At 59.4% G+C, this 23,363-nt stretch carries 24 protein-coding genes and 1 tRNA gene; 10 read left to right on the top strand and 15 right to left on the bottom strand.

All coding sequences use genetic code 11. From position 1 onward, the window contains the following. Window positions 1-65: 65 nt before the first annotated feature. The 11 genes from rnhA to D1224_RS00180 form a co-directional block, all read right to left on the bottom strand. The gene (rnhA, locus tag D1224_RS00230) at window positions 66-518 is read right to left on the bottom strand and encodes a ribonuclease HI (RefSeq protein WP_119377939.1); all 453 of its coding nucleotides are present in this window, start codon (window positions 516-518) and stop codon (window positions 66-68) included. 631 nt (window positions 519-1,149) lie between these two features. Next, window positions 1,150-1,734, bottom strand: coding sequence for a hypothetical protein (locus D1224_RS00225; RefSeq protein ID WP_119377938.1), 585 nt, complete (start codon window positions 1,732-1,734; stop codon window positions 1,150-1,152). An 89-nt stretch (window positions 1,735-1,823) separates the two neighbouring features. Further along, on the bottom strand, window positions 1,824-2,789 hold the full coding sequence (gene thrB, locus D1224_RS00220; protein WP_119377937.1) for a homoserine kinase: 966 nt from the start codon (window positions 2,787-2,789) through the stop codon (window positions 1,824-1,826). A 10-nt stretch (window positions 2,790-2,799) separates the two neighbouring features. Further along, window positions 2,800-4,284, bottom strand: a complete 1,485-nt coding sequence (locus D1224_RS00215; RefSeq protein ID WP_119377936.1) for a spinster family MFS transporter — start codon at window positions 4,282-4,284, stop codon at window positions 2,800-2,802. A gap of 192 nt (window positions 4,285-4,476) precedes the next feature. After that, window positions 4,477-5,991, bottom strand: coding sequence for a spinster family MFS transporter (locus D1224_RS00210; RefSeq protein WP_119377935.1), 1,515 nt, complete (start codon window positions 5,989-5,991; stop codon window positions 4,477-4,479). A gap of 132 nt (window positions 5,992-6,123) precedes the next feature. Beyond that, window positions 6,124-7,071, bottom strand: coding sequence for a cyclase family protein (locus D1224_RS00205; protein ID WP_119377934.1), 948 nt, complete (start codon window positions 7,069-7,071; stop codon window positions 6,124-6,126). Window positions 7,072-7,148: 77 nt separating this feature from the next. Beyond that, complete coding sequence (locus D1224_RS00200; RefSeq protein ID WP_119377933.1) at window positions 7,149-8,123, bottom strand: glutathione S-transferase family protein; 975 nt, start codon at window positions 8,121-8,123, stop codon at window positions 7,149-7,151. Window positions 8,124-8,210: 87 nt separating this feature from the next. After that, the gene (locus D1224_RS00195) at window positions 8,211-8,681 is read right to left on the bottom strand and encodes a hypothetical protein (protein ID WP_119377932.1); all 471 of its coding nucleotides are present in this window, start codon (window positions 8,679-8,681) and stop codon (window positions 8,211-8,213) included. A gap of 99 nt (window positions 8,682-8,780) precedes the next feature. Continuing rightward, a complete protein-coding gene (locus D1224_RS00190; protein ID WP_119377931.1) occupies window positions 8,781-10,766 on the bottom strand; it encodes a DEAD/DEAH box helicase in 1,986 nt (661 codons plus the stop codon). A 152-nt stretch (window positions 10,767-10,918) separates the two neighbouring features. Beyond that, window positions 10,919-11,656, bottom strand: a complete 738-nt coding sequence (radC, locus tag D1224_RS00185) for a RadC family protein (protein WP_119377930.1) — start codon at window positions 11,654-11,656, stop codon at window positions 10,919-10,921. Further along, window positions 11,653-12,102 (bottom strand): GIY-YIG nuclease family protein, encoded by a 450-nt coding sequence (locus D1224_RS00180; RefSeq protein ID WP_119377929.1) that lies wholly within the window; start codon window positions 12,100-12,102, stop codon window positions 11,653-11,655. Before D1224_RS00180 ends, radC begins: the two co-directional genes overlap by 4 nt. 115 nt (window positions 12,103-12,217) lie before the next feature. Here D1224_RS00180 and D1224_RS00175 point away from each other — a divergent pair, with 115 nt between their 5' ends. Next, complete coding sequence (locus D1224_RS00175; RefSeq protein ID WP_182482104.1) at window positions 12,218-12,889, top strand: cupin domain-containing protein; 672 nt, start codon at window positions 12,218-12,220, stop codon at window positions 12,887-12,889. Between the two features lie 4 nt (window positions 12,890-12,893). On the opposite strand, the gene map is transcribed toward D1224_RS00175, so the two are convergent. Together map and D1224_RS00165 are read right to left on the bottom strand one after the other, a co-directional pair. Next, entirely contained in the window at window positions 12,894-13,715 is an 822-nt protein-coding gene (gene map / locus D1224_RS00170) for a type I methionyl aminopeptidase (protein ID WP_119377927.1), read from the bottom strand. Window positions 13,716-13,811: 96 nt separating this feature from the next. Next, the gene (locus D1224_RS00165; protein WP_119377926.1) at window positions 13,812-14,024 is read right to left on the bottom strand and encodes a hypothetical protein; all 213 of its coding nucleotides are present in this window, start codon (window positions 14,022-14,024) and stop codon (window positions 13,812-13,814) included. A 119-nt stretch (window positions 14,025-14,143) separates the two neighbouring features. On the opposite strand from D1224_RS00165, the gene D1224_RS00160 reads away from it, so the two are divergent. After that, window positions 14,144-14,995, top strand: a complete 852-nt coding sequence (locus D1224_RS00160; protein ID WP_119377966.1) for a TauD/TfdA dioxygenase family protein — start codon at window positions 14,144-14,146, stop codon at window positions 14,993-14,995. A gap of 53 nt (window positions 14,996-15,048) precedes the next feature. Here the strand turns inward: D1224_RS00160 and D1224_RS00155 are convergent, their stop codons facing one another. Next, on the bottom strand, window positions 15,049-15,483 hold the full coding sequence (locus tag D1224_RS00155) for an OsmC family protein (RefSeq protein ID WP_119377925.1): 435 nt from the start codon (window positions 15,481-15,483) through the stop codon (window positions 15,049-15,051). A gap of 155 nt (window positions 15,484-15,638) precedes the next feature. Between D1224_RS00155 and D1224_RS00150 the strand changes: the two genes are divergently transcribed. From D1224_RS00150 to D1224_RS00140, 3 genes are all read left to right on the top strand, one after another. Beyond that, window positions 15,639-16,994 carry a serine hydrolase domain-containing protein gene (locus D1224_RS00150; RefSeq protein ID WP_147372294.1) on the top strand — a complete coding sequence of 452 codons (1,356 nt, stop codon included), beginning with the start codon at window positions 15,639-15,641 and terminating at the stop codon, window positions 16,992-16,994. A 70-nt stretch (window positions 16,995-17,064) separates the two neighbouring features. Then, window positions 17,065-17,832: a competence/damage-inducible protein A gene (locus D1224_RS00145; protein ID WP_119377923.1), complete on the top strand. Its 768-nt coding sequence runs from the start codon at window positions 17,065-17,067 to the stop codon at window positions 17,830-17,832. After that, window positions 17,829-18,320 (top strand): hypothetical protein, encoded by a 492-nt coding sequence (locus D1224_RS00140; RefSeq protein ID WP_147372293.1) that lies wholly within the window; start codon window positions 17,829-17,831, stop codon window positions 18,318-18,320. The genes D1224_RS00145 and D1224_RS00140 overlap by 4 nt, the downstream gene beginning before the upstream one ends. Here the strand turns inward: D1224_RS00140 and D1224_RS00135 are convergent. After that, a complete protein-coding gene (locus D1224_RS00135; protein WP_119377921.1) occupies window positions 18,307-19,992 on the bottom strand; it encodes an FAD-dependent oxidoreductase in 1,686 nt (561 codons plus the stop codon). The genes D1224_RS00140 and D1224_RS00135 overlap by 14 nt on opposite strands. Window positions 19,993-20,073: 81 nt before the next feature. Between D1224_RS00135 and D1224_RS00130 the strand changes: the two genes are divergently transcribed. From D1224_RS00130 to D1224_RS00110, 5 genes are all read left to right on the top strand, one after another. Next, on the top strand, window positions 20,074-20,850 hold the full coding sequence (locus tag D1224_RS00130; RefSeq protein WP_119377920.1) for an enoyl-CoA hydratase: 777 nt from the start codon (window positions 20,074-20,076) through the stop codon (window positions 20,848-20,850). A 98-nt stretch (window positions 20,851-20,948) separates the two neighbouring features. Then, window positions 20,949-21,296 carry a hypothetical protein gene (locus D1224_RS00125; RefSeq protein WP_147372292.1) on the top strand — a complete coding sequence of 116 codons (348 nt, stop codon included), beginning with the start codon at window positions 20,949-20,951 and terminating at the stop codon, window positions 21,294-21,296. A 36-nt stretch (window positions 21,297-21,332) separates the two neighbouring features. Then, the gene (locus D1224_RS00120; protein ID WP_119377918.1) at window positions 21,333-21,881 is read left to right on the top strand and encodes a hypothetical protein; all 549 of its coding nucleotides are present in this window, start codon (window positions 21,333-21,335) and stop codon (window positions 21,879-21,881) included. Window positions 21,882-21,977: 96 nt separating this feature from the next. Continuing rightward, entirely contained in the window at window positions 21,978-23,192 is a 1,215-nt protein-coding gene (locus D1224_RS00115) for an acetyl-CoA C-acetyltransferase (RefSeq protein ID WP_119377917.1), read from the top strand. A gap of 69 nt (window positions 23,193-23,261) precedes the next feature. Continuing rightward, window positions 23,262-23,348, top strand: a tRNA-Leu gene (locus D1224_RS00110). Window positions 23,349-23,363: the final 15 nt, after the last annotated feature.

Genomic DNA, 23,363 nt, shown 5'->3' with positions numbered 1-23,363 from the left:
CGCCCTGAGCGCCAACAGATTTGAGGCGGTGCCGACGCTCGGCGCCGCCTCTCTTTTTTTAGGCCTTAGAACGCTGTGGCGTCTTTCTTCTGGCGTGCGGCGAGGCGGGCCAGCTCATCGGCGCGCTCATTGCCCTCGTCACCTGCATGACCCTTCACCCAGATCCACTCGATGTCGTGGGGTCTACAGGCTGTCTCAAGAGCCTGCCAGAGGTCCTTGTTCTTGACCGGCTTTTTCGAAGCCGTTTTCCAGCCATTTCGTTTCCAGCCATGGATCCATTTGGTCAGGCCGTCTTTTACATAGGTCGAATCAGTGTGCAGGCGGACCTTGGACGGACGTTTCAGCGCCTTGAGCCCTTCAATCGCGGCCATGAGCTCCATCCGGTTATTGGTGGTCTCATATTCGCCGCCCATCAGCTCTTTTTCATGGTCGCCAGATTTAAGCAGAGCGCCCCAACCGCCAGGGCCGGGATTGCCGCTACAGGCACCGTCTGTCCAGATTTCGATGAGCTTTGACATGGGGCAGGCGGTACTCTCAACGGTGCATGTCCGTCAAGACGATGCCGCAACCCCATGCCAATCCTAATATTCAGAACGCTTTGGTGTTGTTCCGCCCCTCCTTAACTTACAGGGCAATTCAACAACGAGGCGGGACTAATACATTGGATTTCCCGCTGACGCATCGCATCAGCGCAATTGATCCTCGATTGAGAAATTCCTGGGTCCTCGCTGGGTGTCGGCACACCGTGTGTATTTCGGCAAATTCCAAGATCATCCAGGTAAGCTTGTTTGCAGTCTTCCACACACTGCTCTCGTGTTTGAAACGACGTGGTTTGCGTAAGCGACCATTGTATCTGCGCTTGATACAAATCCATGGGCCAATAATCGCGGTAAGTCTCGAAGAACCCCTCTCCACCTGGTCCATCTGATTCAGAAGGCGGGCATGCAGGCCCAAAACAAGCTGCTTGAGCATTAGCATGCGTGCCGGCAGATACTAAAATTCCTGCCAAACCAACGAAACAAAATTTCAACATTCTTCCACCCTCAACTATCGGTTTATAAACTTAGCTAACCTAGGGCGGCGCGGCTATCAGCCAAAGGTAAACTTCATGTCGAAAAGTCGTAACTCGCTTGTTTGCCGCTAGTGGCGCTAGAACACATCCGCTGTGCTGTCGGCCAACTGCCGTGCGGGCCGGACGATTGCAATAAACAACCACCCGCAGATGATACCGGCGAGTGCTCCAACGCTACCTCCGGTGATCAATGCGCCTAGCCAGGCAGTGAGCGAAATGTTGAGCGTGAACAGGCTCGAGACGCCGCCCGCCAGTGCAGCGCCCCAGATGGCGCTCCATCGCACATAGGCGGCGGGCCGCCCAATCCCGCGTCTCGGAAACCGGCCTATGGAGAAAGCGAGCAGGATCCACGTCACCGGGACGACGATGTAGAAAACGAACCAGTTGAGGCTACAGAATGCGAGGCTAAGGAATGCGCCGGCAAGAAAGCCGTCTCCTGAAGACATGCCATAGGTCGTCGATCCAGCAATCTCGGTGGTGATGGTGATCCCGAAGAGAGCGATACCTGCAATAAGGGCAACGAGAAGGCTCGCGGCGATCCCGCAAAGAAAGACACCAAGGAGCACGCGCTTGATCTTGGTCGGCGCCGCGGTGCCATAATCGCGAGTCGTCGCTTCATTCGTTTCGCGGAGCACTGCGCCATTTGAACCAAAACTCGGCATCCCACCGTCCCTCGCGACCGTCTCACTTCACCTCATGTCGTGCTTAGCACAAAGCATGGCGAAATCAGGCCGATGGCTGGGCGATTTGCCTAACCACCATAATCGGCAGCCGATTTCGCCTGGCGATGAAACGCCAGACGGTCAGCATACTCCAGCGGGTTCTTTGGGCGCACCAGGGCGTCGGCGGGTGTGTCGGTCCAGTCTACAAGCCGGGTCATGAAGAAACGCAGCGCTGCGCCCCGGCAAAGAAGCGGCAGAACGGCGCGCTCTGCTTCCTCTAGCGGGCGGACGCTTTCATAGCCTGCGATCATCGCGGCGCCCTTGGAGTAGTTATACTCGCGTCCATCCTCGAACGCCCATGAGTTGAGACAGACCGCCAGATCATAAGCGAGGGCATCCGTGCACGCGAAATAGAAGTCGATCGCGCCGGAGAATTTGTCATCGAGAAAAAAGGCATTGTCCGGGAAGAGATCGGCATGGATCGTTCCGCGCGGTAGATGCGGGCTCTGCGGCCGGGCCTTTGCGGTCTCTGCCAGGTCGTCCTCAATAAGTGCCGCGAGACCGGGCTGAAGCTCTTCGGCGGTCTGGCTGCGGCCTTCCCAGAGAAGCGGCCAGCTTGCAGGCCCGAGCGCGTTCTCGCGCACCTGAACGAAATCAGAGAGGGCAGCATGCATGCGGGCAAGCGCCTCGCCCATGGACCGGCATTGCGCCGCATTGGGACGCTTGGGCGACAGGCCGTCAAGGAAGGTAACGACAAGGGCAGGGCGCCCTTCAAGCGTCTGAAGCGGCGCGCCATCTCGGGCTGGCACCGGCGCCGGGCAGGGAAATCCGCGGGCCGCAAGGTGCTGCTTCAGGGCAATGAAATAGGGCAGATCCTTTGGATCTGCCCTTCTTTCGAACAGGGTCAGGATAAACCGCCCCTGACCTGTCTCGAGATAGTAATTCGAGTTCTCTACCCCTTCCGCGATACCCTTGAAGCTTCTTGGGCGGCCAATGTCATAGCCGTCCAGGAAAGCCTCAAGTGCATCGTCGGAGACCTGGGTGTATACCGCCATGGCAAGCTGGCTAGAGCTCCTTCGCCATCATGTCACGCACGAGCGTCTTGCCTGCCAGCAGATAGTGGATCGCTGCCCACCCATAGAGCGAACAGAACGCTATGATTGACCAGCGCAGGCCTTCGCTGTTTGCGTAGGCACAGGCCGCGACTGCATCAGCAGAGAGCTCTGTGACAACTTTGCAGGTCTCGAGTGTCATGCCGAGGTCGTTACCGGACAGGAAAATGCTCTTGAGGAATGTCGACAGGATGCCGATCAGCGGCGGTCCGAGACCATAGCCAAGCAGGTTGACGATGAAGAGTGTGACCGCAACGGACGTCGCCCGCATCCGGCTATCCACGACGCCGCCGACAATGGCGTACATTGGACCGAGATAGAAATAATGGAGCGTGGCGGCAGCCATAAGCGGAGGCAGTGCGAGCCAGACCGTGGGGGCGAGATACCCCATCGCATAGAGCGGCACCGAAAGCCCCATGCCAAGCGCGGGCATCCAGCAGAGCGCGCGCGGGTGGCGCACAGCCATCTGGTCAGCGAGATAGCCTGACAGGAAGACGCCGATCGCCGCCATCAGGCCAATGATCACGCCGAATAGAATCGCTGCCGTTTCGAGGCTCAACCCATGGGTCCGCACGAGGAAGGACGTGGTGAACTGAGCCACGCCATAGCCGACGAATGAGGCGATCGTTGCTCCGGCAACGATGTGCCAGAAGGTCGGCTTCTCAGACAGGATCTTGAAGACATCCTTCATGCTGGCTTTTTCGAGCGTCTGCACGCTTGCCGGATCCGTATAGCCGCGCGGTGGCTCCTTGATTGTCAACTTCACCACGAAGGCAAGGATGATCCCGGGAATGCCGACCAGAATGAACGCCACGCGCCAGCCTTCAACTGATTGCCAGTCGAGAAGACCAAGCATCCAGTTCCAGCCCCACGCTTCAAACAGGGCAGCAAGTGACGGACCGTCCAGATTGCCGACGATGAAGCCCGCGAAGACGGCGGCGAACATGCCGCCAAGTGGAACGCCCAGCGCATAGATCGACACGGCTGTCGCCCGGCTCTTGGGCACGAAATAATCGGCGATGAGCGACTGCGCAGGCGGCGTACAGCCAGCCTCGCCGACGCTGACCCCGACGCGGAATAGGAAAAGCACCAGGAATGATGTCGCCACGCCGCAAAGCGCCGTCATCAGGCTCCAGATGAAGACCGCGACCGCGATGATCCAGACCCGGTGAAAGCGCTCAGCAAAGCGTGCAATTGGAATACCCAGCATGGTGTACAAGATTGCAAAGGCTGGCCCGCCGAGAAGGCCCATCTGCCAGTCCTCAACGCCGAAGGACGCCTTGATCGGCTCGGTCAGGATGTTGATAATTGAGCGGTCGATGAAGTTGAAAACATAGACAAGCAGCAACGCACCAAGAACGAAGGATCGGTAACCCTTTGTCCCATAACCGGAATTAGGCACGTCCACGGCGCCGGCCGCCTGGTCAACTGTCGACATTGTTTTCTCCCTCATCGCTGATCGCTGCCCTCATTTTCAGACGGACAGGCCTGCTCTCGATTCGCGCCACAAAAGCAAAATGGGCGTCCGGATTCCAGAAGATTCGGAGAAGTCGCTGAAGAAATTTCACAGGTGAAGCATTTTTCGGGCCGCCAGCATGCCGGCCGGCGGCCCGAATCTGGATAGCCAGCTTCAGGTATGCATACCGGCAGCAGGTACAGCAGGATTGTATCGGTCGCCTCCGAAGTAACGCGCGGCCATGAAGTAGCAGAGCGCCGCCAGGGCCATGAAACAGGCCGTGGCAGCCATCGAGTAGCGAAGACCGTCCGCATAGGCCTGACAAAGCGCCGGGCCATTCTCCCCCAGAGCGGTAGGGTCGGTTCCGCAAAGGCGCGGATTGAAGGTAGCTGCCATATCGCTGAGACCTGCCGCTGCGATCTGACCCGACATGAAGAAGTCAGACATCAAGCCCACAAAAAGCGGCCCGATGCCGTTACCGATAAGGCTGACGATGAGCAGCAGGACAGCGATCGTGGTTGCGCGCGATTTCGGGCTCACAATACCTGTACCCACCGTGTATTGCGCGCCGAGATAGGCGTAGTGAGCAATGGCGGCGACAATCCAGAGCATGAAAGCCAGGCCAATTGTCGGGGCGAAGAAAGCGCCAACGTAGGTTGGCACAGAGATCAGCAGCCCAACGCCGGGCACCCATGCTGCGGCGCTTGGAAAACGACCCTCCAGTTTTTCGGAAAGGAAACCGCCAAAAAAGGTGCCACCTGCGGCAACAGCTGCGAGCGGGGCGCCATAGAGGACGGCCGCGTCCCGAACACCAATGCCATGGACCCGCTGGAAGAATGGGGCCTGGAAGCTGATCAGACCGTAGCCGACAAAAGCGACGAGTGCGGCCCCCATGGAAAGCCACCAGAAGGTGGGTTTCACGCCGAATTCGCGAAAGGCATCGAAGAAGCCGACCTTTTTCGTCGTGTCCACTTCAGCAGGTGGGTCTGAATAGCCACGAGGCGGCTCTTTAATGGTGAAAAGCAGGATCAGCGCGATGAGGACGCCTGGCAAACCAACGACGACAAAGGCGATGCGCCAGCCGCCGACCGTGCTCCAGTCGATGCCGGAAAAGAGACCGCCGACGCCAAGCGATCCAAGCCAGGCGCCAAAGTCCTCACCGGAGATGCCCGCGATCGTGCCGCCAAAAAGCTGGGCCAGCACACCGCCAATTGTGACGCCCATGGAATAAATGCCAAGCGCGCCGGCACGGCTTTTGGGCGGAAAATAGTCTGTGATGATCGAGTTGGCCGGAGGCGTACAGCCTGCCTCGCCGACTGCGACACCCACCCGGAAGATGAGCAGCCAGATGAATCCGCTTGCCACACCGCAAAGCGCCGTCATCAGCGACCAGATGACGATGCACATGACGATGATCATGACCCGGTTGGACCGGTCGGCCCACATCGCAATGGGAATACCCATCAAGGCATAGAAGAAAGCGAATGGAGGCCCCGCAAGAAGACCCCACTGGGTATCCGACAGATTGAACTCGTTGATGATCGGCTGCGCGACAACGGTGATCAGCGTGCGGTCGATAAAGTTCAGCGTATAGACCAGCATCAGCGAGATCAGGACGAAGGACCTGTAACCCTTTGTGCCAAAACCCGTAATGTGGCCCTGGCCAGCCGTTGCTGTCGTATCGCTCATATAGACCTCCCGTATCGCCTCTGTGCGGACGCTTCATTCGTGTTGTCGTGCAGTTATACCGTGCATGCAAGTGCCGCCGGACCATGAGCCGAAGTCATGGCCGTAGCAGCAGGCATTGCAAATGGACATTATCTATCGAATAGCGACCGGGTTGATTATGGCCTGTACGGTGCCGTTGAGGCGCGGAATACCGAGCGAGAAGAAGAACTCGGTCACGCCATCAACCGCCAGCTCGGTTGTGACCATATTCTCCAGGATATAGACGCCCCGCTTGGCCAGTAGCGTCTGGTGGACCTCGAACGGACGCGCCGGATTCTCGAACGGAATGGCTTCAAGCGCGGTCGAGTCAGCGCCGATGGCCACAACTCCAAGGTCAGCGAGATAGTTGGCGCCTTCTACGCCGAGGCCGGGATGTGTTGCCATCAGCTCGGTTGAATCACCATGCGCTTCCATGGCGCCTGTGTGGAACAGTACGACATCGCCTTTTTCGATGGTCACGCCCGCGCGCTCAGCGGCCTGCTCGATTTCGGCGCGGTTGAACGCTGTGCCGTCCGGCACAGGGCTTTCCCCGAAGATGGCGGTCATGTCGAGCAGCACACCGCGAGTTGCAATCGGTGGAATATCCTGCGTGCCCATCTGGGTCAGACCAGCCGGCGTCACGAACTCAGATACGTGCACACCATTATAGTAGAGATGGTCAATGCCCATATGGCCTAATCCGTCGATCTGGCTGCCAATGCCGACAAAGGTCTGGACGAGGTCGTCATTGCCGACCGCCTTGTTCTCGCCCATTGGCACGCCCGATCCGTCCGATGGCTGCATGACATAGACATCGTAGCGGCGCGGCGCATAGGCGGGGGTCTCGCGGCTTGTGATCTGGCCGAGCGCATAGGTCTTGCCGGTCTCGATCAGCCGGGCGGCGCGGGCGGTCTTTTCCGCGCTTAGATTTGCGACTGCGCCAAGCCGGTCATCCGCCCCATATTCTGAGGGATACCAGTCGGCATCTGATTGAGCCTCCTGAGCAAATGCAGGGTGAGCTGACAGGGCGACGGCGCCAAGCGCCAGGCAGATAGATTTCATGAGAACCTCCCGGAAGACTGTTTTATATGGCGGGAAGTGTGGCGAGTGACCTTCCACCTGTCCAGCACAACGCAGGGTCAGCCGCGTCCGTGAGGCGCCTCCCAATCGATGTCCGGACCGACAGGTACGACCTGCGTCGGGTTCACCATGTCATGGCTCTCATAATAATGGCGCTGAGCATGCATCGGGTTCACCGTCTCTGCGATGCCAGGCCACTGATAGAGGTCACGCGCATAAGGCCAGAGATTGGGGTAGTCGACGAGCCGCCGGATATTGCACTTGAAATGCCCATGATAGACGAGGTCGAAACGGTAGAGTGTTGTCCAGAGGCGCCAGTCCGCTTCGGTCGGCGTGTCACCGGTCAGGAAGCGCGACGTGCCCAGCTTGTCTTCGAGCCAGTCGAGCGACTCGAAAAGAGGAATAACTGCCTCTTCATAGGCGTCTTGCGACGTCGCAAAGCCGGCCTTGTAAACACCATTATTCACAGTGTGATAGACGCGCTCATTTACGTCGTCGATCTCCGCTTGTTTGTCGGCGGGATAATAGTCGCCCTTGGCCGCCCCAACACCATCAAAGGCTGAATTGAACATGCGGATGATATCGGCCGACTCATTGCTGACGATCGTATTCTGCTCCTTGTCCCACAGCGTCGGCACCGTCACGCGGCCGGTATAGTGCAAGTCTGCCTTCAGATAGACCTCGTACATGAAATCGGAGCCGAACAGTTTGTCGCCGACAATGCCGTCCGGGTCGTCTTTGAAGGTCCAGCCATTCTCGCCCATGAACCAGTGCGTGCAGGAGACATCGATCATGTCCTCCAGGCCCTTGAGCTTGCGGAAGATCAGTGCGCGGTGGGCCCACGGGCAGGCATAGGCGACATATAGGTGATAGCGGCCCGGCTCAGCCTTGAAGCCTGCCTTGCCATTCGGACCGGCCGATCCGTCCGCTGTGATCCAGTTGCGGAACTGGCTCTCATGACGCTCAAAGCGTCCGCCCGTGCTGTCGGTGTCATACCATTTGTCTTGCCAGATGCCGTTATTCAGCAGGCCCATTCGTGTCTCCTGTCATCGATATGGCGCGCTATTCTGCGCGTCTCGTACAGAATACTATGGGGTCAGAATCGGTTTTCCAGCGTGGCGTCAGATTTGAACACCCTTTAACCTGCGGATCTCCGCATCGAGGCCGAACAGCCAGGCGCTGACCTGCCAGAGAACGGCAAACACGGCGCTTGCGATCAGAATATCCCACGGCCAGGCGGCACCCGCCTGACCCCAGCGGAGTATCACCGCCGACGCAGCGATAAAGACATGGGCCAGGGCCAACACGCTCAAAAAGCGTGACAGCCAGCTGGATCGGAACCGCATGAGTAGACCGCCGAGCCAGGCGGCACCGAGGGCGGTGAAATAAAGCATGTTCGCATCATTATGCGATCCGCCGATGACGCCGACTGCGCCGTTTGCGATGATGAGGAACACGCTGGTGACGATGAACAGGAATAACCCGGCGCGATAGGCGCGGCTACGCTTTAGTCGCAAGAGCAGAACGACCGCGAGGCCCAGGGTCGCCAGAAGAATGCCAGCAAATACAAAGTCGAACAACGTCCAGTTCATGTGCCCAGTCCTGCTTTCCTGTCAGTCCCGACTATGAGCCCGTTCGTTTCTCACTGCCAACAGAAAGGCGGCGCCGCCCAATCGGGCAGCGGGATCCCGTCAGTCGCCCTGTTTTGGCTTGCGGCGTTTCGGGGGCTTTTCAGCCGTCGGATCAAAGCGGCGGGCTTTCGGCTTGCCGGGCTTTTTCGATTTTGGCCGTTCAGGCGCGCGGTCTTCGAGTTGCGACGGCGGGACGGGCCGCGGTTTGCGAGGCGGCTTGCCTTCAGCGCGAGGCTTTCCGTCAGTGCGTGGTTTACCTACAAACTTTCCGCCGGGGCGTTTGTCTGAGCGCGGACCGGATGGCGGGCCAGAGCGCTTTTTTGCCGGTCGGTCTGAATCGTCACGGCGTTCCCTGCGAGCAGGGGCAGAGCCTTCAGTCCAGCCGGCTGGCTTGTCGCCTTCGCGCCAGGCAGAGATCGATTTTTCAAGACGGCCATCAGGGCCAACTCGTTCGAGGAAGCCTTGCGCGCTTTCTGCCTTCAGCTCGACGCGTGTATGGGCATCCTCAATCCGGATTGCGCCGACATCGGTGCGGTGAAGGCCGCCAGCCTTGCAGAGCATTGGCAGCAGCCAGCGCGGGTCTGCGCCTGATTTGCGACCGACGGAAAGATTGACCCAGACGCTGTCCTGAAAATCGCTGCGTTCGGCCCGCGGTTCACGGCGTTCGGTACGCTCGCGGCGTGGTCCTTCACCGCGTGGCGGGCGGTCGCGCTTGTCAGTAGGGCGGTATTCGGGAACGGCCATCAGCTCTTCCGGGGCAGACCGGCGAGCGCGATGATGCGCGACAAAGGCGGCGGCAATCTGTTCGGCGCCGTGAATGTCGATCAACATACGCGCCATCTCATGGTCGCTGGCGCTAGCTGTTTCGGTTAGCGACGGGTGATTGAGCAGACGCTCATCATCGCGCTTGCGGATATCGTCGGCGCCCGGCGCATCTGTCCAGCTCGCATCAACGCGTGCGTCCTGCAAGAGGCGCTCAATGCGGCGGCGGGCCTTGAACGGGACGATCAGGACGCTGACGCCCTTGCGGCCCGCGCGTCCGGTTCGGCCAGAACGGTGCAGAAGAGCTTCGCGATTGGTTGGAAGGTCTGCATGGATGACGAGGTCGAGGTCTGGCAGGTCCAGGCCACGTGCGGCCACATCGGTCGCGACACAGACATTGGCGCGGCCGTCGCGAAGTGCCTGCAGGGCATGCGTACGCTCGCTCTGGCTCAGCTCACCGGACAGGGCAACGACGCTCAGACCCCGGTTATGAAAGCGCGCGAGAAGATGGTTCACATTTGCGCGGGTCTTGCAGAAGACGAGCGCGTTCTTGGCTTCGTGAAAGCGCAGCACATTGATGATCGCATTCTCGACATCGGATGGCGCGATGGCATGCGCGCGGTAATCGATGTCGGCGTGCTGGTCTGAATCTGAAATGGTATTGATGCGGATCGCGTCGCGCTGGAACGTCGCTGCGAGGCGCGCGATCGGCTTTGAAACGGTAGCCGAAAAAAGAAGCGTGCGGCGATCTTCCGGCGCGGCGCTCAGAAGGGTTTCCAGCTCCTCGCGAAAACCAAGATCCAGCATCTCGTCAGCTTCATCCATCGCAACGACGCGAATGTCGTCGAGCACGAGACTGCCGCGATTGAGATGGTCGACGAGGCGACCAGGCGTGCCAACAACGATATGGGCGCCCTTTGACAGGTCAGAACGCTCTTCGCGCGGATCCATACCACCCACGCAGGACACGACACGCGCGCCTGCCTCTGCATATAGCCAGTTCAGTTCCCGGTGAACCTGAACGGCGAGTTCGCGTGTCGGCGCAACGACCAGTGCGAGCGGGGACCCGGGACGTTGAAGCTTCTCGGCGCCCATCAGCAGGGATGGGGCCATGGCAATACCGAAAGCCACCGTTTTGCCAGAACCTGTCTGTGCGGAGACGAGTAGGTCTGCCGCCGCGATCTCCGGATCGAGCATGGCAGATTGCACAGGGGTCAGCTGGTCATATCCACGCGCAGCAAGAGCCTGGCCCAGCGCAGGGACAATGGCAGTTTGGTCGGTCATTTAGGGGGGCTTTCGGTCAATATCGTCGGCCGCAACCAAATTGCGGCCCGGCCGCAGTCGAAAGTACCTTATGCACATGACGGGCCGATGGGCACTCATAGCGGATTTTGGCAACAACAGCCATCCCTTGCAGCAGCATGGATGCAAGCGCTCTAGATTAGACCCTGCGCCTTGAAGCTGGTAACGCCGCCCCTGGCGGCGATGAGATGGTCATGAACGGTGATTTCCAGCGCGTCGAGCGCATCGATGATTGCACGGGTCATGTCGATATCTGCGCGCGATGGCGTCGGGTCGCCTGACGGGTGATTGTGGACAAGTATCAGGCTTGAAGCCTGCATCTCCAGCGCCCGCCGCGCAATCTCGCGCGGGTAGACAGGGGCGTGATCGACCGTTCCGTGCCCCATGATCTCATCGACGATCAGCTGGTTCTTTCGGTCGAGGAAGAGGACACGGAATTGCTCCCGGCCTTCATGCTGGAGCTCGCGCTTCACATAGTCGGTCAAGGCGGACCAGCTCGAAATTATGGTTCGTGAAGCCAGCGTCTCCCGCGAAGCGCGCGCGCCAATCTCTGCAGTAGCTTTGAGATAGGCAGCGACGGTTTCGCCGACACCCGAAACCTTGATGAGGTCCGCTGGCCTGGCGGACAGCACTGCGCTCAGCGACCCGAAACGCGCCAGCAGTGCTTTCGATATCGGTTTGACGTCCCGCCGAGGGATGAAAGCGAAAAGAAGCGTTTCCAGAAGCTCATAATCCTCCAGCGCAATCGCGCCGCGCTCAATCAGCTTTGTCCGCAGCCGGTCACGATGGCCTTGCCAGTGCGGCTTGTCGGAAACGAAAGGTCGGGCTGGCGCCGTCAGTCCGAATAGCGGGGCTTCCTCAACGCGTTTCATCTCGCCACCTCTGGCGTGTCACCCCAGCCGCCATGGGCCCCAGCTTTCGCTGGGGCGGCGGTTATGGTTTTGGATTGAGTGTTAGATTGGCCGCCCTTCTGACGAAAGTCAGGATCCATGGCGGCTGGGTGATAAGGCATTCGATAGTGACGCGCGCCCAATGGGTGCCAATCGTCAGCCAGATTCCGCCAGCCCGGGTTATCTTTCTCGATCAGGGAAATCTTCCAGTCGCGGCGCCAGGCCTTCATCTGCCGCTCACGTGTCAGCGCGGCGTCCCTCGTATCGAATGTGTCGTACCAGACAAGGCGCCTGCAGCCATATTTGCTCGCAAAGCCGCGCAAAACGCCATTTCGATGTTCATGCGCACGGCGTTCGATATCGTCGGTATGGCCGATATAGAGCGTGCCGTTCCGCTGGTTCGTGACGATGTAGACGTAGAAAGCCATCTGCCCGCTCTTCTGGTTTGTTCTTATAATGTTCCCATCGCACCAACTCGTCAAGCTTGTCTGGTTTTGGAAGCCGGATAAAACCGAGCGCACTATAAAAAAACAGGGGGGAGTTATGTTCAGGATCATTCTAGGCTGTGTGCTTACGCTTGGGGCCACCATGTCCGCAGCAGCGCAGGACCATAGCGCGCATGCTCAGCACCAGCCGCAAGGCGCGCATAGCCAGCATGCCGAGCACAGTGAACATGAAGGGCACGCGGCCCATCATCAGCATCACCACACGGACAAGCTCGTGCTGGCGGAAACCGGTGCGGCGGTAGAGAACCCGTTTCACCCAGTGCGTCTGCTGCTATCGTCTGAAGAAAGCATGGGCGAAGTGACGATTTATGAGTTCATCCTGCCACCCCAAAGTCCTGGGTCTCCGCCGCACACGCATTCTCAGGAAGATGAGTACTTCTATGTGCTTGAAGGTACGCTGGATATTCTCTCTGACGGCTCTGTCAAACGCATCTCTGACGGTGACTTTGCGGCTTTGAAGCGCGGCAACGCTCACATGTTCTGGAACGGCTCTGACACTGAGACCCAGCTCCTCATGATCACCACCGGGGCCTCATTCGAGCAGTTTCTGCAAAGTGTGAGCCCGCGCCTCGCTGAAGAAAAGCCGACATCGCCTGAGGCGGCGGGAGCCGTGATCGGACAGCTGGCCGCTGAACACGGGATTGAGATTTCAATGGACATGATGCCAGCGGCCGCAGCGCCTTATTACGCCCCGCCCGAACCGGAGTAGGTTTCTAAAGCTCTACGGTATGCGGAGTGTGCCAACCCTTTGGTGAGCTCGTGAAGATTTCAACGCCGTTTTCAGTGACACCAACAGAGTGTTCAAATTGAGCCGAAAGCTGACGGTCGCGTGTCACCGCGGTCCAGCCATCAGGCAGGATTGCTGCATCCTTACGGCCTAGATTGAGCATCGGTTCAATCGTGAAGAACATGCCGGGCTTCAGCTCCGGGCCTGTGCCTGCGCGGGCTGAATGGACCACGTTTGGTTCATCATGGAAGAGCTGGCCGAGGCCATGGCCGCAGAAGTCCTCAACAACGGACAGGCGATTTTTGGCAGCAACTTTTGAAATGGCTGCGCCGATGTCACCAAACCGATTGCCAGGCTTTACGGCAGCGATGCCAGCCATGAGCGACTCATAGGTTACATCCATCAGACGCTCAGCTTTGCGCTTCGGCGCGCCAGCGGCGTACATGCGTGAATGGTCGCCATGCCAGCCGTCTACGATGACCGTTACGTCGATATTGGCGATGTCGCCATCCTTCAGCGGGCGGTCGCCCGGGATGCCGTGACAGATGACGTGGTTGAGCGAGATGCATGAGGCGTGACGGTAGCCGCGATAACCAATCGTTGCCGACTGCGCGCCGTTGTCATAGACGAACTCCTGGATGAGATCGTCAAGCCGGGCCGTCGAAACACCCGGTCTGACCTCTGGCACCAGCATGTCGAGACACTCGGCGACCAGTCTCCCCGCCTTGCGCATGCCTTCAAAGCCCGCCTCATCATGGATGCGGATTTCGCCGTTGCGCACGGGTGTGATCAGGTCTGCTTCGGACATGGTACGGCCTCAAAACTAACTAGGCCCGCAATATGGCAGTGTTCCGCGCGAGTTTCCACCTCGCCGGGTTGCCAGACTGCAGCGTCTACGTAGCCGTTATCTGCGTGCTTCTTTCTCTGCCTGCTCGGCTTTTGCGGCGAGCTTGTCCCGGTCCTTTTCGAATTGTTCCGGATTGTTGTACTCTTCGCGAGCGGCCTCTTCGCGAATTGCACGCGCCTTTGGTGATTTGAGCCTGGACCGCGTGACGGCCCAGATCAGGACGACGAACAGAATGATCGCGCCAATGAAATACAGAATTTCGATACCCATTTTTGGTCTCCAGTATGTGTCAGGAAACAATGCTGGCGGGGCTTTCGCGTTCCGCTCGTTTCCGCTTTCGCCGCTTTGAGCGTAGACTGGCTGAAACAAAAAAACCGGGAGGACGCGGAATGAATATACATGTTGGAGCGGAGGCGTTTGCGCGTTTCGAGGCGCGGCGCCTGTCGCCCGCGATTGGCGCGGAGCTGCACGGCGTGGACCTGACCAAGCCAATGGACGATGCGCTGGTGGCCGATATCCGCAAGGCGCTGCTACGCTACAAGGTGATCTTTTTCCGCGATCAGAATATCTCGCGCGAGCAGCATATCGCTTTTGCCCGGAAGTTCGGAGAGCTCGAAATCCACCCGGCGACGCCGAAGGGCCAGGACAATCCAGAGGTCCTTCGCATCACTCATAACGCTAGTAACAAAGGCCAGGAAAACGCCTGGCATTCTGACGTCACCTGGCGGACAGAGCCTTCGCTTGGCTCGGTTCTGCGGGCCGTCGAGCTTCCACAGGTCGGCGGTGACACGCTGTTTTCTGACATGGTGCTGGCCTATGAGGGATTGTCAGAAAAGATGAAGGATTTCTGCTGTGGCCTGACGGCCGTTCATGACATTGCGCGCGTCTTCGCAAAGCGTCTCGGCAAAGACCCGAAAGAGCTGCACGCCAAGTTCCCACCGCAAGAGCACCCGGTGATCCGTACGCATCCTGAAACGGGTGAGCGCCTGATCTATGTGAACACGGCTTTTACCAGTCACATCAAGGACTTGTCCGAGAAGGAGAGCGACTGGCTCCTTCAGCACCTCTACAGCCAGGCCGCGGTGCCTGAGTATCAATGCCGCTTTCGCTGGGAAGTCGGCTCCATCGCTTTCTGGGATAACCGGGCCTGCCAGCACTATGCGGCGAGCGACTATTTCCCGGACGTGCGCGTCATGGAGCGCGTGACGATTGCGGGCGACCGGCCATACTTCGAGACATAAGAAAACGGGGCGCAAAGAGCCCCGCTTTCCGCTGTACTATCCCTGGAAAAGGATCAGGCGAGCTTGGCGTCCAGCGTAACTTCAATGGCACCAAGGGCCTTGGACAGTGGGCATTCTTCCTTGGCCTTGTTTGCAAGCTCCTGGAATTTTGCCTCCTCGATCCCCGGCACCTTGCCGGTGAGGGTCAGGGCGGACGACTTTACTTCAAAGCCGCCATCGACCTCTTCAACCGTGACGACGGATTTAGCTTCGAGGTCTTCGGCCGGCGTGTCGTTCATGGCGAGGAAAGCCGAAAGTTGCATGGCGAAACAGCCTGCATGGGCTGCACCCAATAGCTCTTCCGGGTTGGTGCCGGCCTTGCCGCTGTCGTCCTCAAAGCGTGCCTTGAAGGAATAACCATGGCTTGAGAGCGCGCCGCTCTGGGTGTCGATGCTGCCTTTGCCATCCTTGAGGGGGCCTGACCAATGGGCTGTAGCGTGACGTTTCATTCTGAAATCCTTTCCTTTGGGGAAGCTGTTGATACCTCTCACCTTGAGCGGCGAGGTGTCGGATCAAGTCTGAAACGTTGGGCCGACCGAAGAGGTTGCCTGCAGGCGGAAACTAGCGCTTGGTACAGTCGGAAAATCCTTGGGAGGAATTCGTCGTGAAGAACGAAATCATGGTGCAGTCACGGTGCATGGGCGGTGTACTGGCGGTGTTTCTAGCTGCGGCCTGCACAAATGCAGCTGATCCTGCTGAAAACACAGTTGCCAGCTCGCCGACAAGCGCAGAAGCGGGCGTTTCGTTTAGCCAAGAGGGGCTCGCCGCGCTCGATGAGCTTCTCGCAGGCTATGTTGAGGCAGGGCAGGTGGCTGGCATCGAAGCCCTGTTCGTTCAGGATGGCGAGGTCGTCTATTCCGCTGCCCATGGTCTGCGCGATGTCGAAGAGCAGACCCCTCTCGGAGAGGACACGATCTGGCGTATCTATTCCATGACGAAGCCGGTCACCAGCGTGGCTCTGATGCAGCTTTATGAAGACGGCAAGTTCGAACTCGACGACCCGTTGAGCGATTACATCCCCGAGTTCGAGAACCTGCAGGTGCTTGCCGGTGAGAATGAGGATGGCACGCCTGTCCTCGAGCCGCTCAAGCGTGAGCCGACTATTCGCGATGCTATGCGCCATACGGCAGGGTTCGCCTATGGCCTGTTTGGGCAGGACTATGCGAACCGGCAGTTCCGCGAGACCGGCATCCTTCGATCGCAGGATCTCGATATGCTGGTCGACAAGGTCGCCGACGTGCCACTCCTGTTTCAGCCTGGTGAGCAATGGTCGTACTCGGTCAGCGTCGATATTCAGGGATACCTGATCGAGCAATTCTCGGGCATGGGCCTTGGCGAGTATCTCGACGCCAAGATCTTTTCCCCGCTGGGAATGAATGACACCGGCTTCTTTGTTCCGGACAGTGATTATGAGCGCTTTGCAGATTTGATGGTCTGGTCGGCTGAAGCGGGTCGGTTCGTGCCCGTGCCCGAAGACGGTGATAGCCAGGGGGCACTGCCATACCTCTATCGCGAGGAGACCGTACCGTTCGAGTCCGGTGGGCACGGACTTGTCTCGACAATCGATGACTATGCCCGCTTCAGCCAGATGATGCTGAATGGAGGGAGCCTCGATGGCGCAGAGATCATTTCGCCAGAGACAGTCGACCTGATGACGAGGGATCAGTTGCCCAAAGATCTCGGCATTGGTTTCAACGGTACGGCGCGGGCGACCATGACGGCGGAGCCGCACAAGTTTGGTCTGGGCTGGGGCGTTATCTCAGACCCTGACGCTATGGCGAGCCCTGCAGGGGCTGGCACCTACTATTGGGGCGGGGCCGCCGGAACATGGTTCTGGATCGACCCGGTGAACGATCTGTACTTTATTGGCATGATCCAGCGGTTCGGTGATAATCCCGGCATGCCGTTCGAGCCGCGTGCCCAGTCGATGGCGCTGGTCTACCAGACTTTGCAGGAATAGTATTACAATCCAGCTGGTTCTCTCGCCGTGATGCATCAGAGAGAAACAGCAGCCTTTGCAGGACATATCCATGAAAGCACCTACCGCCGCTATCTGTCTCATCGGGGACGAGCTTCTTTCAGGACGCACGCGAGACATAAACGTCCAGCAGATTGCTGGATATCTGCGCCCGCTCGGCATTCCGGTCGAAGAAGTACGGATCGTACCTGATGTTCAGGCGCGCATCGTCGAGGCAGTTAATGCGCTTCGGGAACGCTATGCTTATGTCTTCACGACGGGCGGTATCGGGCCGACGCATGACGATATTACGGCGGATGCGATTGCTGCTGCCTTTGGCGTCGGGATCGACAAGCATCCCGACGTGATGGCGATGTTACAGGATCGCTATGACGAGATCGGCACCGAGTTCACCGAGGCACGCCAGCGCATGGCACGCATTCCCGACGGCGCAAGCCTGATCAAGAACCCGGTATCGGGGGCGCCAGGCTTTCAGACCGGGAATGTCTTCACCTTGGCGGGTGTACCGTCCATCGTTCAGGGCATGCTCCAGGATGTCGGTCACAGGCTTGAGCATGGCAGGGTGGTCCATGCGCGAACGGTCCGTGTGCCGGGCCCGCGCGAAGGCGATATCGCCGAGGCGCTCAGCGACCTCGACAAGTCTTATGAAGAGGTGAGCTTCGGGTCCTATCCCTGGTTCAGGTCAGTGAACGATCATGGTGTGTCGCTGATCGCTCGCTCTACTGATGAAGCCGCGCTGACCACTGCTGCGCGAAAGCTTGTCGAACTTGCCGCCTCGGTTGGCGGCGACGGCGAAATCATAGAAGGAGAAGCAAGTTGAGCAGGCCCACTCTCTCAAGGACGCCGGTGATCATCCTGTCGGGGATCGCCATGGTCGCCATCGGTTTTTGTTTCAGCCTTGTCGCGCCGGCTGTCGATGGTGAGCTTCTCGACATGATCTGGTCTGGCCCGGCGGCAGAAGCCCGCCTTGCCGAAATGGACGCAGATGCCCGAACGGCGCATTTCTGGACGACGCTGATCATCGATACGGCGTATCCGCTTGCCTATGGCGCATTTCTGGCCGGGCTGGCAGCGCGTTTCGCACCGCTGCGGTTTTCGAGGCTCGCCATGATTCCGGCTTTCCTGATCGTGCTTCTGGATCTTGCTGAAAACACGGTCCAGATGGTCGCGCTACAGGAGGCAGGCAATTACCTTTGGCTGAAGACTTACCTTACGCCAGCGAAGTTTGGCATGTTCGCCTTTGCAGCCCTTCTTGCCGGTGTCCTTGGCCTTGTTGCGCTTGCGCGGTTCGCACTCAGGAACCGCTAGGCGGGGTAGCTTCGGCAAGAGCTTTGTGAATGTCGCTGACAACGACAGAGCCTTCACCGACCCCCGAAGCGACCCGTTTGACCGATCCGATCCGAACATCGCCGACGGCGTAGACGCGCGGCCATGAGGTTTCATAGCGGGTCGGCATCCGGTCGAGCGTCCAGCCTGCGCGCACAAGGTCGAGATTGGAGAGGTCCGGACCCGTCTTCACGAACCCTTTTTCATCGCAGCTCATATGCTGGGGTAGCCAGTCGGTGAAAGGCTGGGCGCCGATGAAGAGGAAGACAAAGCCGATATCGTGCTCGCTCACATTCTTTGTCGCGCGGTGACGAAGGCTAAGACGAGTGAGCCGGTCATTGAGTTGATCTTCACTGCCCGTGCCGTGAAGTGTATCGATTTCTGTTTCCGCGTGGAGGTGGATGTTGGGGGTCTCTTCCAGTCGGCGGACGAGATATTCCGACATGGTGTCGCGAATATTGGGTCGTCTGAAAAGGACGTGCACATTACGGGCGGCCTGGCTGAGAAAGACTGCGCCCTGACCAGCCGAATTGCCTGCACCGACGATGCAGACATCCTGGCCGCCGCAGAGTTGCGCCTCCATTGGCGTTGCGCCGTAATAGATGCCGCGCCCTTCAAAGCGTTCGAGGTTTTCGATCGGCAGGCGGCTGTACTGCGCGCCGGTCGCTATAACGACAGCGCGGGCCTTCAGGCGGCGGCCGTCCTTCATGGACAGGCAGTAATTGTCGCCGTCGCGGGCCAGGTCGACAGCCGTAGCAGGCGAGGCGATGCGTGCGCCAAATTTCTGCGCCTGGATGGAGGCGCGCGAAGCAAGCTCGCGGCCCGACACGCCCATCGGGAAACCGAGATAGTTCTCGATCTTGGAGGATGTGCCCGCCTGTCCGCCGGGGCCGTCACTGTCGAGCGTGACGACGGTCAGGCCTTCAGAGGCAGCGTAGACAGATGCGGCAAGTCCGGCGGGGCCGGCGCCAACAACGACGAGGTCTGTGCAGCTATTATCGGGCACCAGGTCGAGGCCGAAAGCTTCGGACAGTTCACTGACGCCGGGACGCGACATGATACGCGAACGCCCCCGGATCACGACAGGCAGGTCGGCCGCCTCGATGTCCCGCGCCTCCATGATGCGTTTTGCCAGCGGGTCCTTGTCCGGGTCCAGCCAGCGATGCGCAATCATGTGTTTGGAAAGGGTATCGCGGGCAACGAACACATCGCGGTCATGCGCATCTCCAATCACGATGACGGCGCCATGGGCGGCATTGTGCGAGAAGATCCGCCGCGCCGTCAGCGTACGTACAAAAATATCAGAAAAGTGCGAGTTCTCGACCAGCAGACGCTGAAAGCTGTCATGCGTGATGTGCAGGACCTCCCCATCCTTTCCCATGACGACGCGCGACAGCGAGGCCTGACCGGTCAGAATCGAAATGTCGCCAGCGAACTGACCGCGTTCCATCCAGCCGAGACGCTTCTCGCCGTCTGGCGTTTCGACGAGGATGTCGGTGTGACCTGAGAGGGTAATGAGGCAATCCACATTTGCATCGCCCTCGTCCACCAGAGGCGTGCCTGCTGCATGTTTGCGCACGTCGCCAAAAGGCTTCAGCGCTTCGAGTTCCTCGTCCGAAAAGGTGAAGTTAATGTCGGCAGGGGGCTTACCCATGGTCTGGCCTTGGCGTTTGTCGGTGGGGCAGTTTAAGTCTCTAGCGACGAAGCAGAACAAAGACCATGGAGAGGAAACGAGATGTCCGAGAATATCGTGCGCGTGGAGAGAGACGGCCCAGTGGCCATTGTAACGATGAACCGGCCGGATGCACTGAATGCGCTGAGCCGCGCGCTGCGCGCCGAGCTCGTGAAAGTGTTCACGGAGCTGGCCCAGGACGACACCGTCCGCGCGGCCGTGCTGACGGGGGAGGGCCGCGCCTTCACCGCTGGCGTCGATCTCAAGGAAGCGGGCCAGACCGGCTTCGCGCTGGGTGCTGATGGCGGCGACATCGACCTTTCAAAAGGTCTTGCCGCCTTCCCGTGGCCGATCATTGGCGCGATCAACGGGTTTGCAATTACCGGTGGCTTTGAGCTCGCCTTGATGTGTGACGTCCTACTGGCATCAGAGAATGCAAAGTTTGCCGACACGCATGCGCGCGTTGGCATCGTCCCAGGCTGGGGGCTTAGCCAGAAACTGCCGCGCATGATCGGCATGAGCCGCGCCAAGGAACTGTCATTCACCGGCAACTTCCTCGATGCAGAGACCGCGGAGCGCTGGGGGCTGGTCAACCGCGTCTACAAGGCTGACGCGCTGCTGCCTGCGGCGATCAAGATGGGCCACGAGATGGCGAGCTGTGATGCCGTACTGCTGCGCAAGTACAAAGCGCTGATTGATGACGGGTTCGCCTCGACGTTTGGCGACGCCATGAAGATGGAAGTCAAACGCTCTGCTGAGCATGCACAGTCGGTCACAGCTGACAGTGTCGAGCAGGCACGCAAGGCGGTGACCGAACGCGGCCGCGGGCAGAACGGCTAGGCCACAAACGGGCGGGCAGGGCAAAATTGCTGGCTTTGTCTTGGAAAATGCTGCAAATGCTCCAGTTCCTGCGTGAAGGTTCTTTTTCGGAGTTACAGATGCTCGCCCGTATTTTTGTTCTTGCTTCACTTCCGCTCGCCCTGTCTTTGGCGGCGACCGGTCAGATTGCGACCAGCAACGAGAATGGGGCGACGGGCGCGTATTCGAACGATATCGACTCGTCCTTTACGTCCGAGAGCCGCTTCGGCCCGCGCAGTGCGCTTGATGATCTGCGCGCCAATGTTGACCGCGACCGCGAAGCCGAAGAGCGCCTGCGCCAACGTCAGCAGCGCATGCGCGACACTGAAAGCGCCGAGGAAACCGGCACGCTGATCGATACCGGTCTACCGGATCCGATCACTGAAGAAGACCTCGCTGATAGCGACGTCGAGCGCGGCGAAGACTAAAGGGAACCCTGGCGACCAGCATGCCGTTGTTCGGGCATGTCTGTTCCGCGTTTCCGTCTCACTAAAATCACGCTGGCCTTCATTGCCGGTTTCGCTGTTACCACCCCGGTTCTGGCGCAGAATGCGCAGACCTATGTCGCGAATGGGCGCTATGCGAGCGACTATGAAGTTGGCACCTGGGCCGATAGCGACCGCGCACGCCAGACGAACTATCTCGAACAACAATACATGGCGTCCGACGAGCTGCTCGGCGGGCCTGTGGCGAAGCCGGGCGAGCCGCGCTTCGGCGGGGCAGCGGTAGCGGAGGCCGGAACGATCCGCCCTGCGCTGCGGCTTGCAAATGCGGGAACTGATGCGGAAAGGGTCGGCGTTGCCGCCCCTGTCAAGGCAACTGGACCGAAGGCAGGAATGCGCGTCGAGAACACCTATGGCGATGACATGGGTTCAGTGGCAATGATCCAATCGGACGACGGCAAGATCGACGCCGTTTGGGTGCGTATCACGACCGGCACAGCGACGGACCTTGTCCAGCTAACGCGCGACCGGTTCCAGGTCGAAGGCGGACGTGTGGTCGTCACTGGCTAGCGACGCGCAGCCTCAATCTCGCATTTCTCCACGGCATGGGTTGCACGCAGAGCCGAGATTGGCTGTATGGCGGAACCAGTTTCGGGAGGAAATACCATGCGTGATGTCGTCATCTGTTCACCCCTTCGCCTGCCTGTCGGCGGCTTTGGCGGCAGCCTGAAATCAGAACAGGCGCACGACCTTGCGTCCTTTCTCGTCCGCGAACTGATGAGCCGCAATGACGTGCCGGCTGAAGCGGTCGACGATTGTGTTTTCGCGCAGTGCTATCCTTCAATGGAAGCGCCTGCGCTTGGCCGCGTGGTTGCGCTGGACGCTGGCCTCACCACAGGGACTGGCGGCATCCAGATCGACCGTCGTTGTGGCTCGGGCCTGCAGGGCGTCATCTACGCGATCATGCAGATTGCGACGGGCGCAAGCGATGTGATGATCGCGGGCGGCGCAGAGAGCATGTCGAATGCGCCGTTCTTCTCCACCCATATGCGCTGGCAGATCAAGGGCGATGGGCTGATGCTGCATGATGGCCTGACACGCGGGCGCTATACGGCGGGCGGCAAGTTCTACCCGGTTGAAGGCGGGATGATCGAGACGGCCGAGAATCTGCGCCGCGACTATGGCATCACGCGCGAAGCGCAGGATGAGTTTGCCTACAACTCTCACATGAAGGCGGCGGCGGCGCAGAAATCTGGCAAGTTCGACCAGGAAATCGTGCCGTTCACCGTCAAGGGTCGCAAGGGCGACACGGTCGTCGAGAAGGATGAGCATATTCGCGCCGACTCCTCGATTGAGAAGCTCTCCACGCTGCGCGCGCTACGCGGCAAGGTCGACCCGGATGCGACCGTGACGGCGGGCAATGCTTCTGGTCAGAATGATGGCGCGGCGGCCTGCATCGTGTGTACGCGAGAGGCGGCTGAGAAGTATGGCTTGAAGCCGCTGGCGCGCCTTACCTCATGGTCGGTGGCTGGTGTTGGTCCGGAAGTTATGGGTATCGGCCCTGTGCCATCAACCCAGAAGGCGCTGGACCGTGCGGGCCTGAAAATCTCTGATCTCGATGTGATCGAACTCAATGAAGCGTTTGCCTCGCAGGTCCTCGCCTGCACCAAGGCACTTGGCTTTGAGAAAGAAGACTATGAGCGCCTCAACCCGAACGGATCCGGCATCTCGCTGGGTCACCCGGTTGGCGCGACAGGCGTGCGCATTCTCACCACGATGCTGTATGAGATGGAGCGCCGTGAAGCGCGCTATGGTCTTGAAACAATGTGTATTGGCGGCGGGCAGGGGCTTGCTGCCATCTTTGAGCGCGTCACTGACTAGAGTGTAGCTGACGGGCAAGCGTGCTTGCCTCAAGCTGCCGGTGCAAACTAAACAGCTGAGACGCGCCTCGCGGGCGTGGCGAAATTGGTAAACGCAAGGGACTTAAAATCCCTCGACCGTATGGTCTTGCCGGTTCAAGCCCGGCCGCCCGCACCATATTCCTTACTGCGA

Source organism: Henriciella barbarensis (genome assembly GCF_003576345.1).
In the GTDB taxonomy this organism is placed as follows: Bacteria; Pseudomonadota; Alphaproteobacteria; order Caulobacterales; family Hyphomonadaceae; genus Henriciella; species Henriciella barbarensis.
Note: the sequence above shows the minus strand (reverse complement) of the source record. Positions and strands in the feature narration are given on the sequence as shown.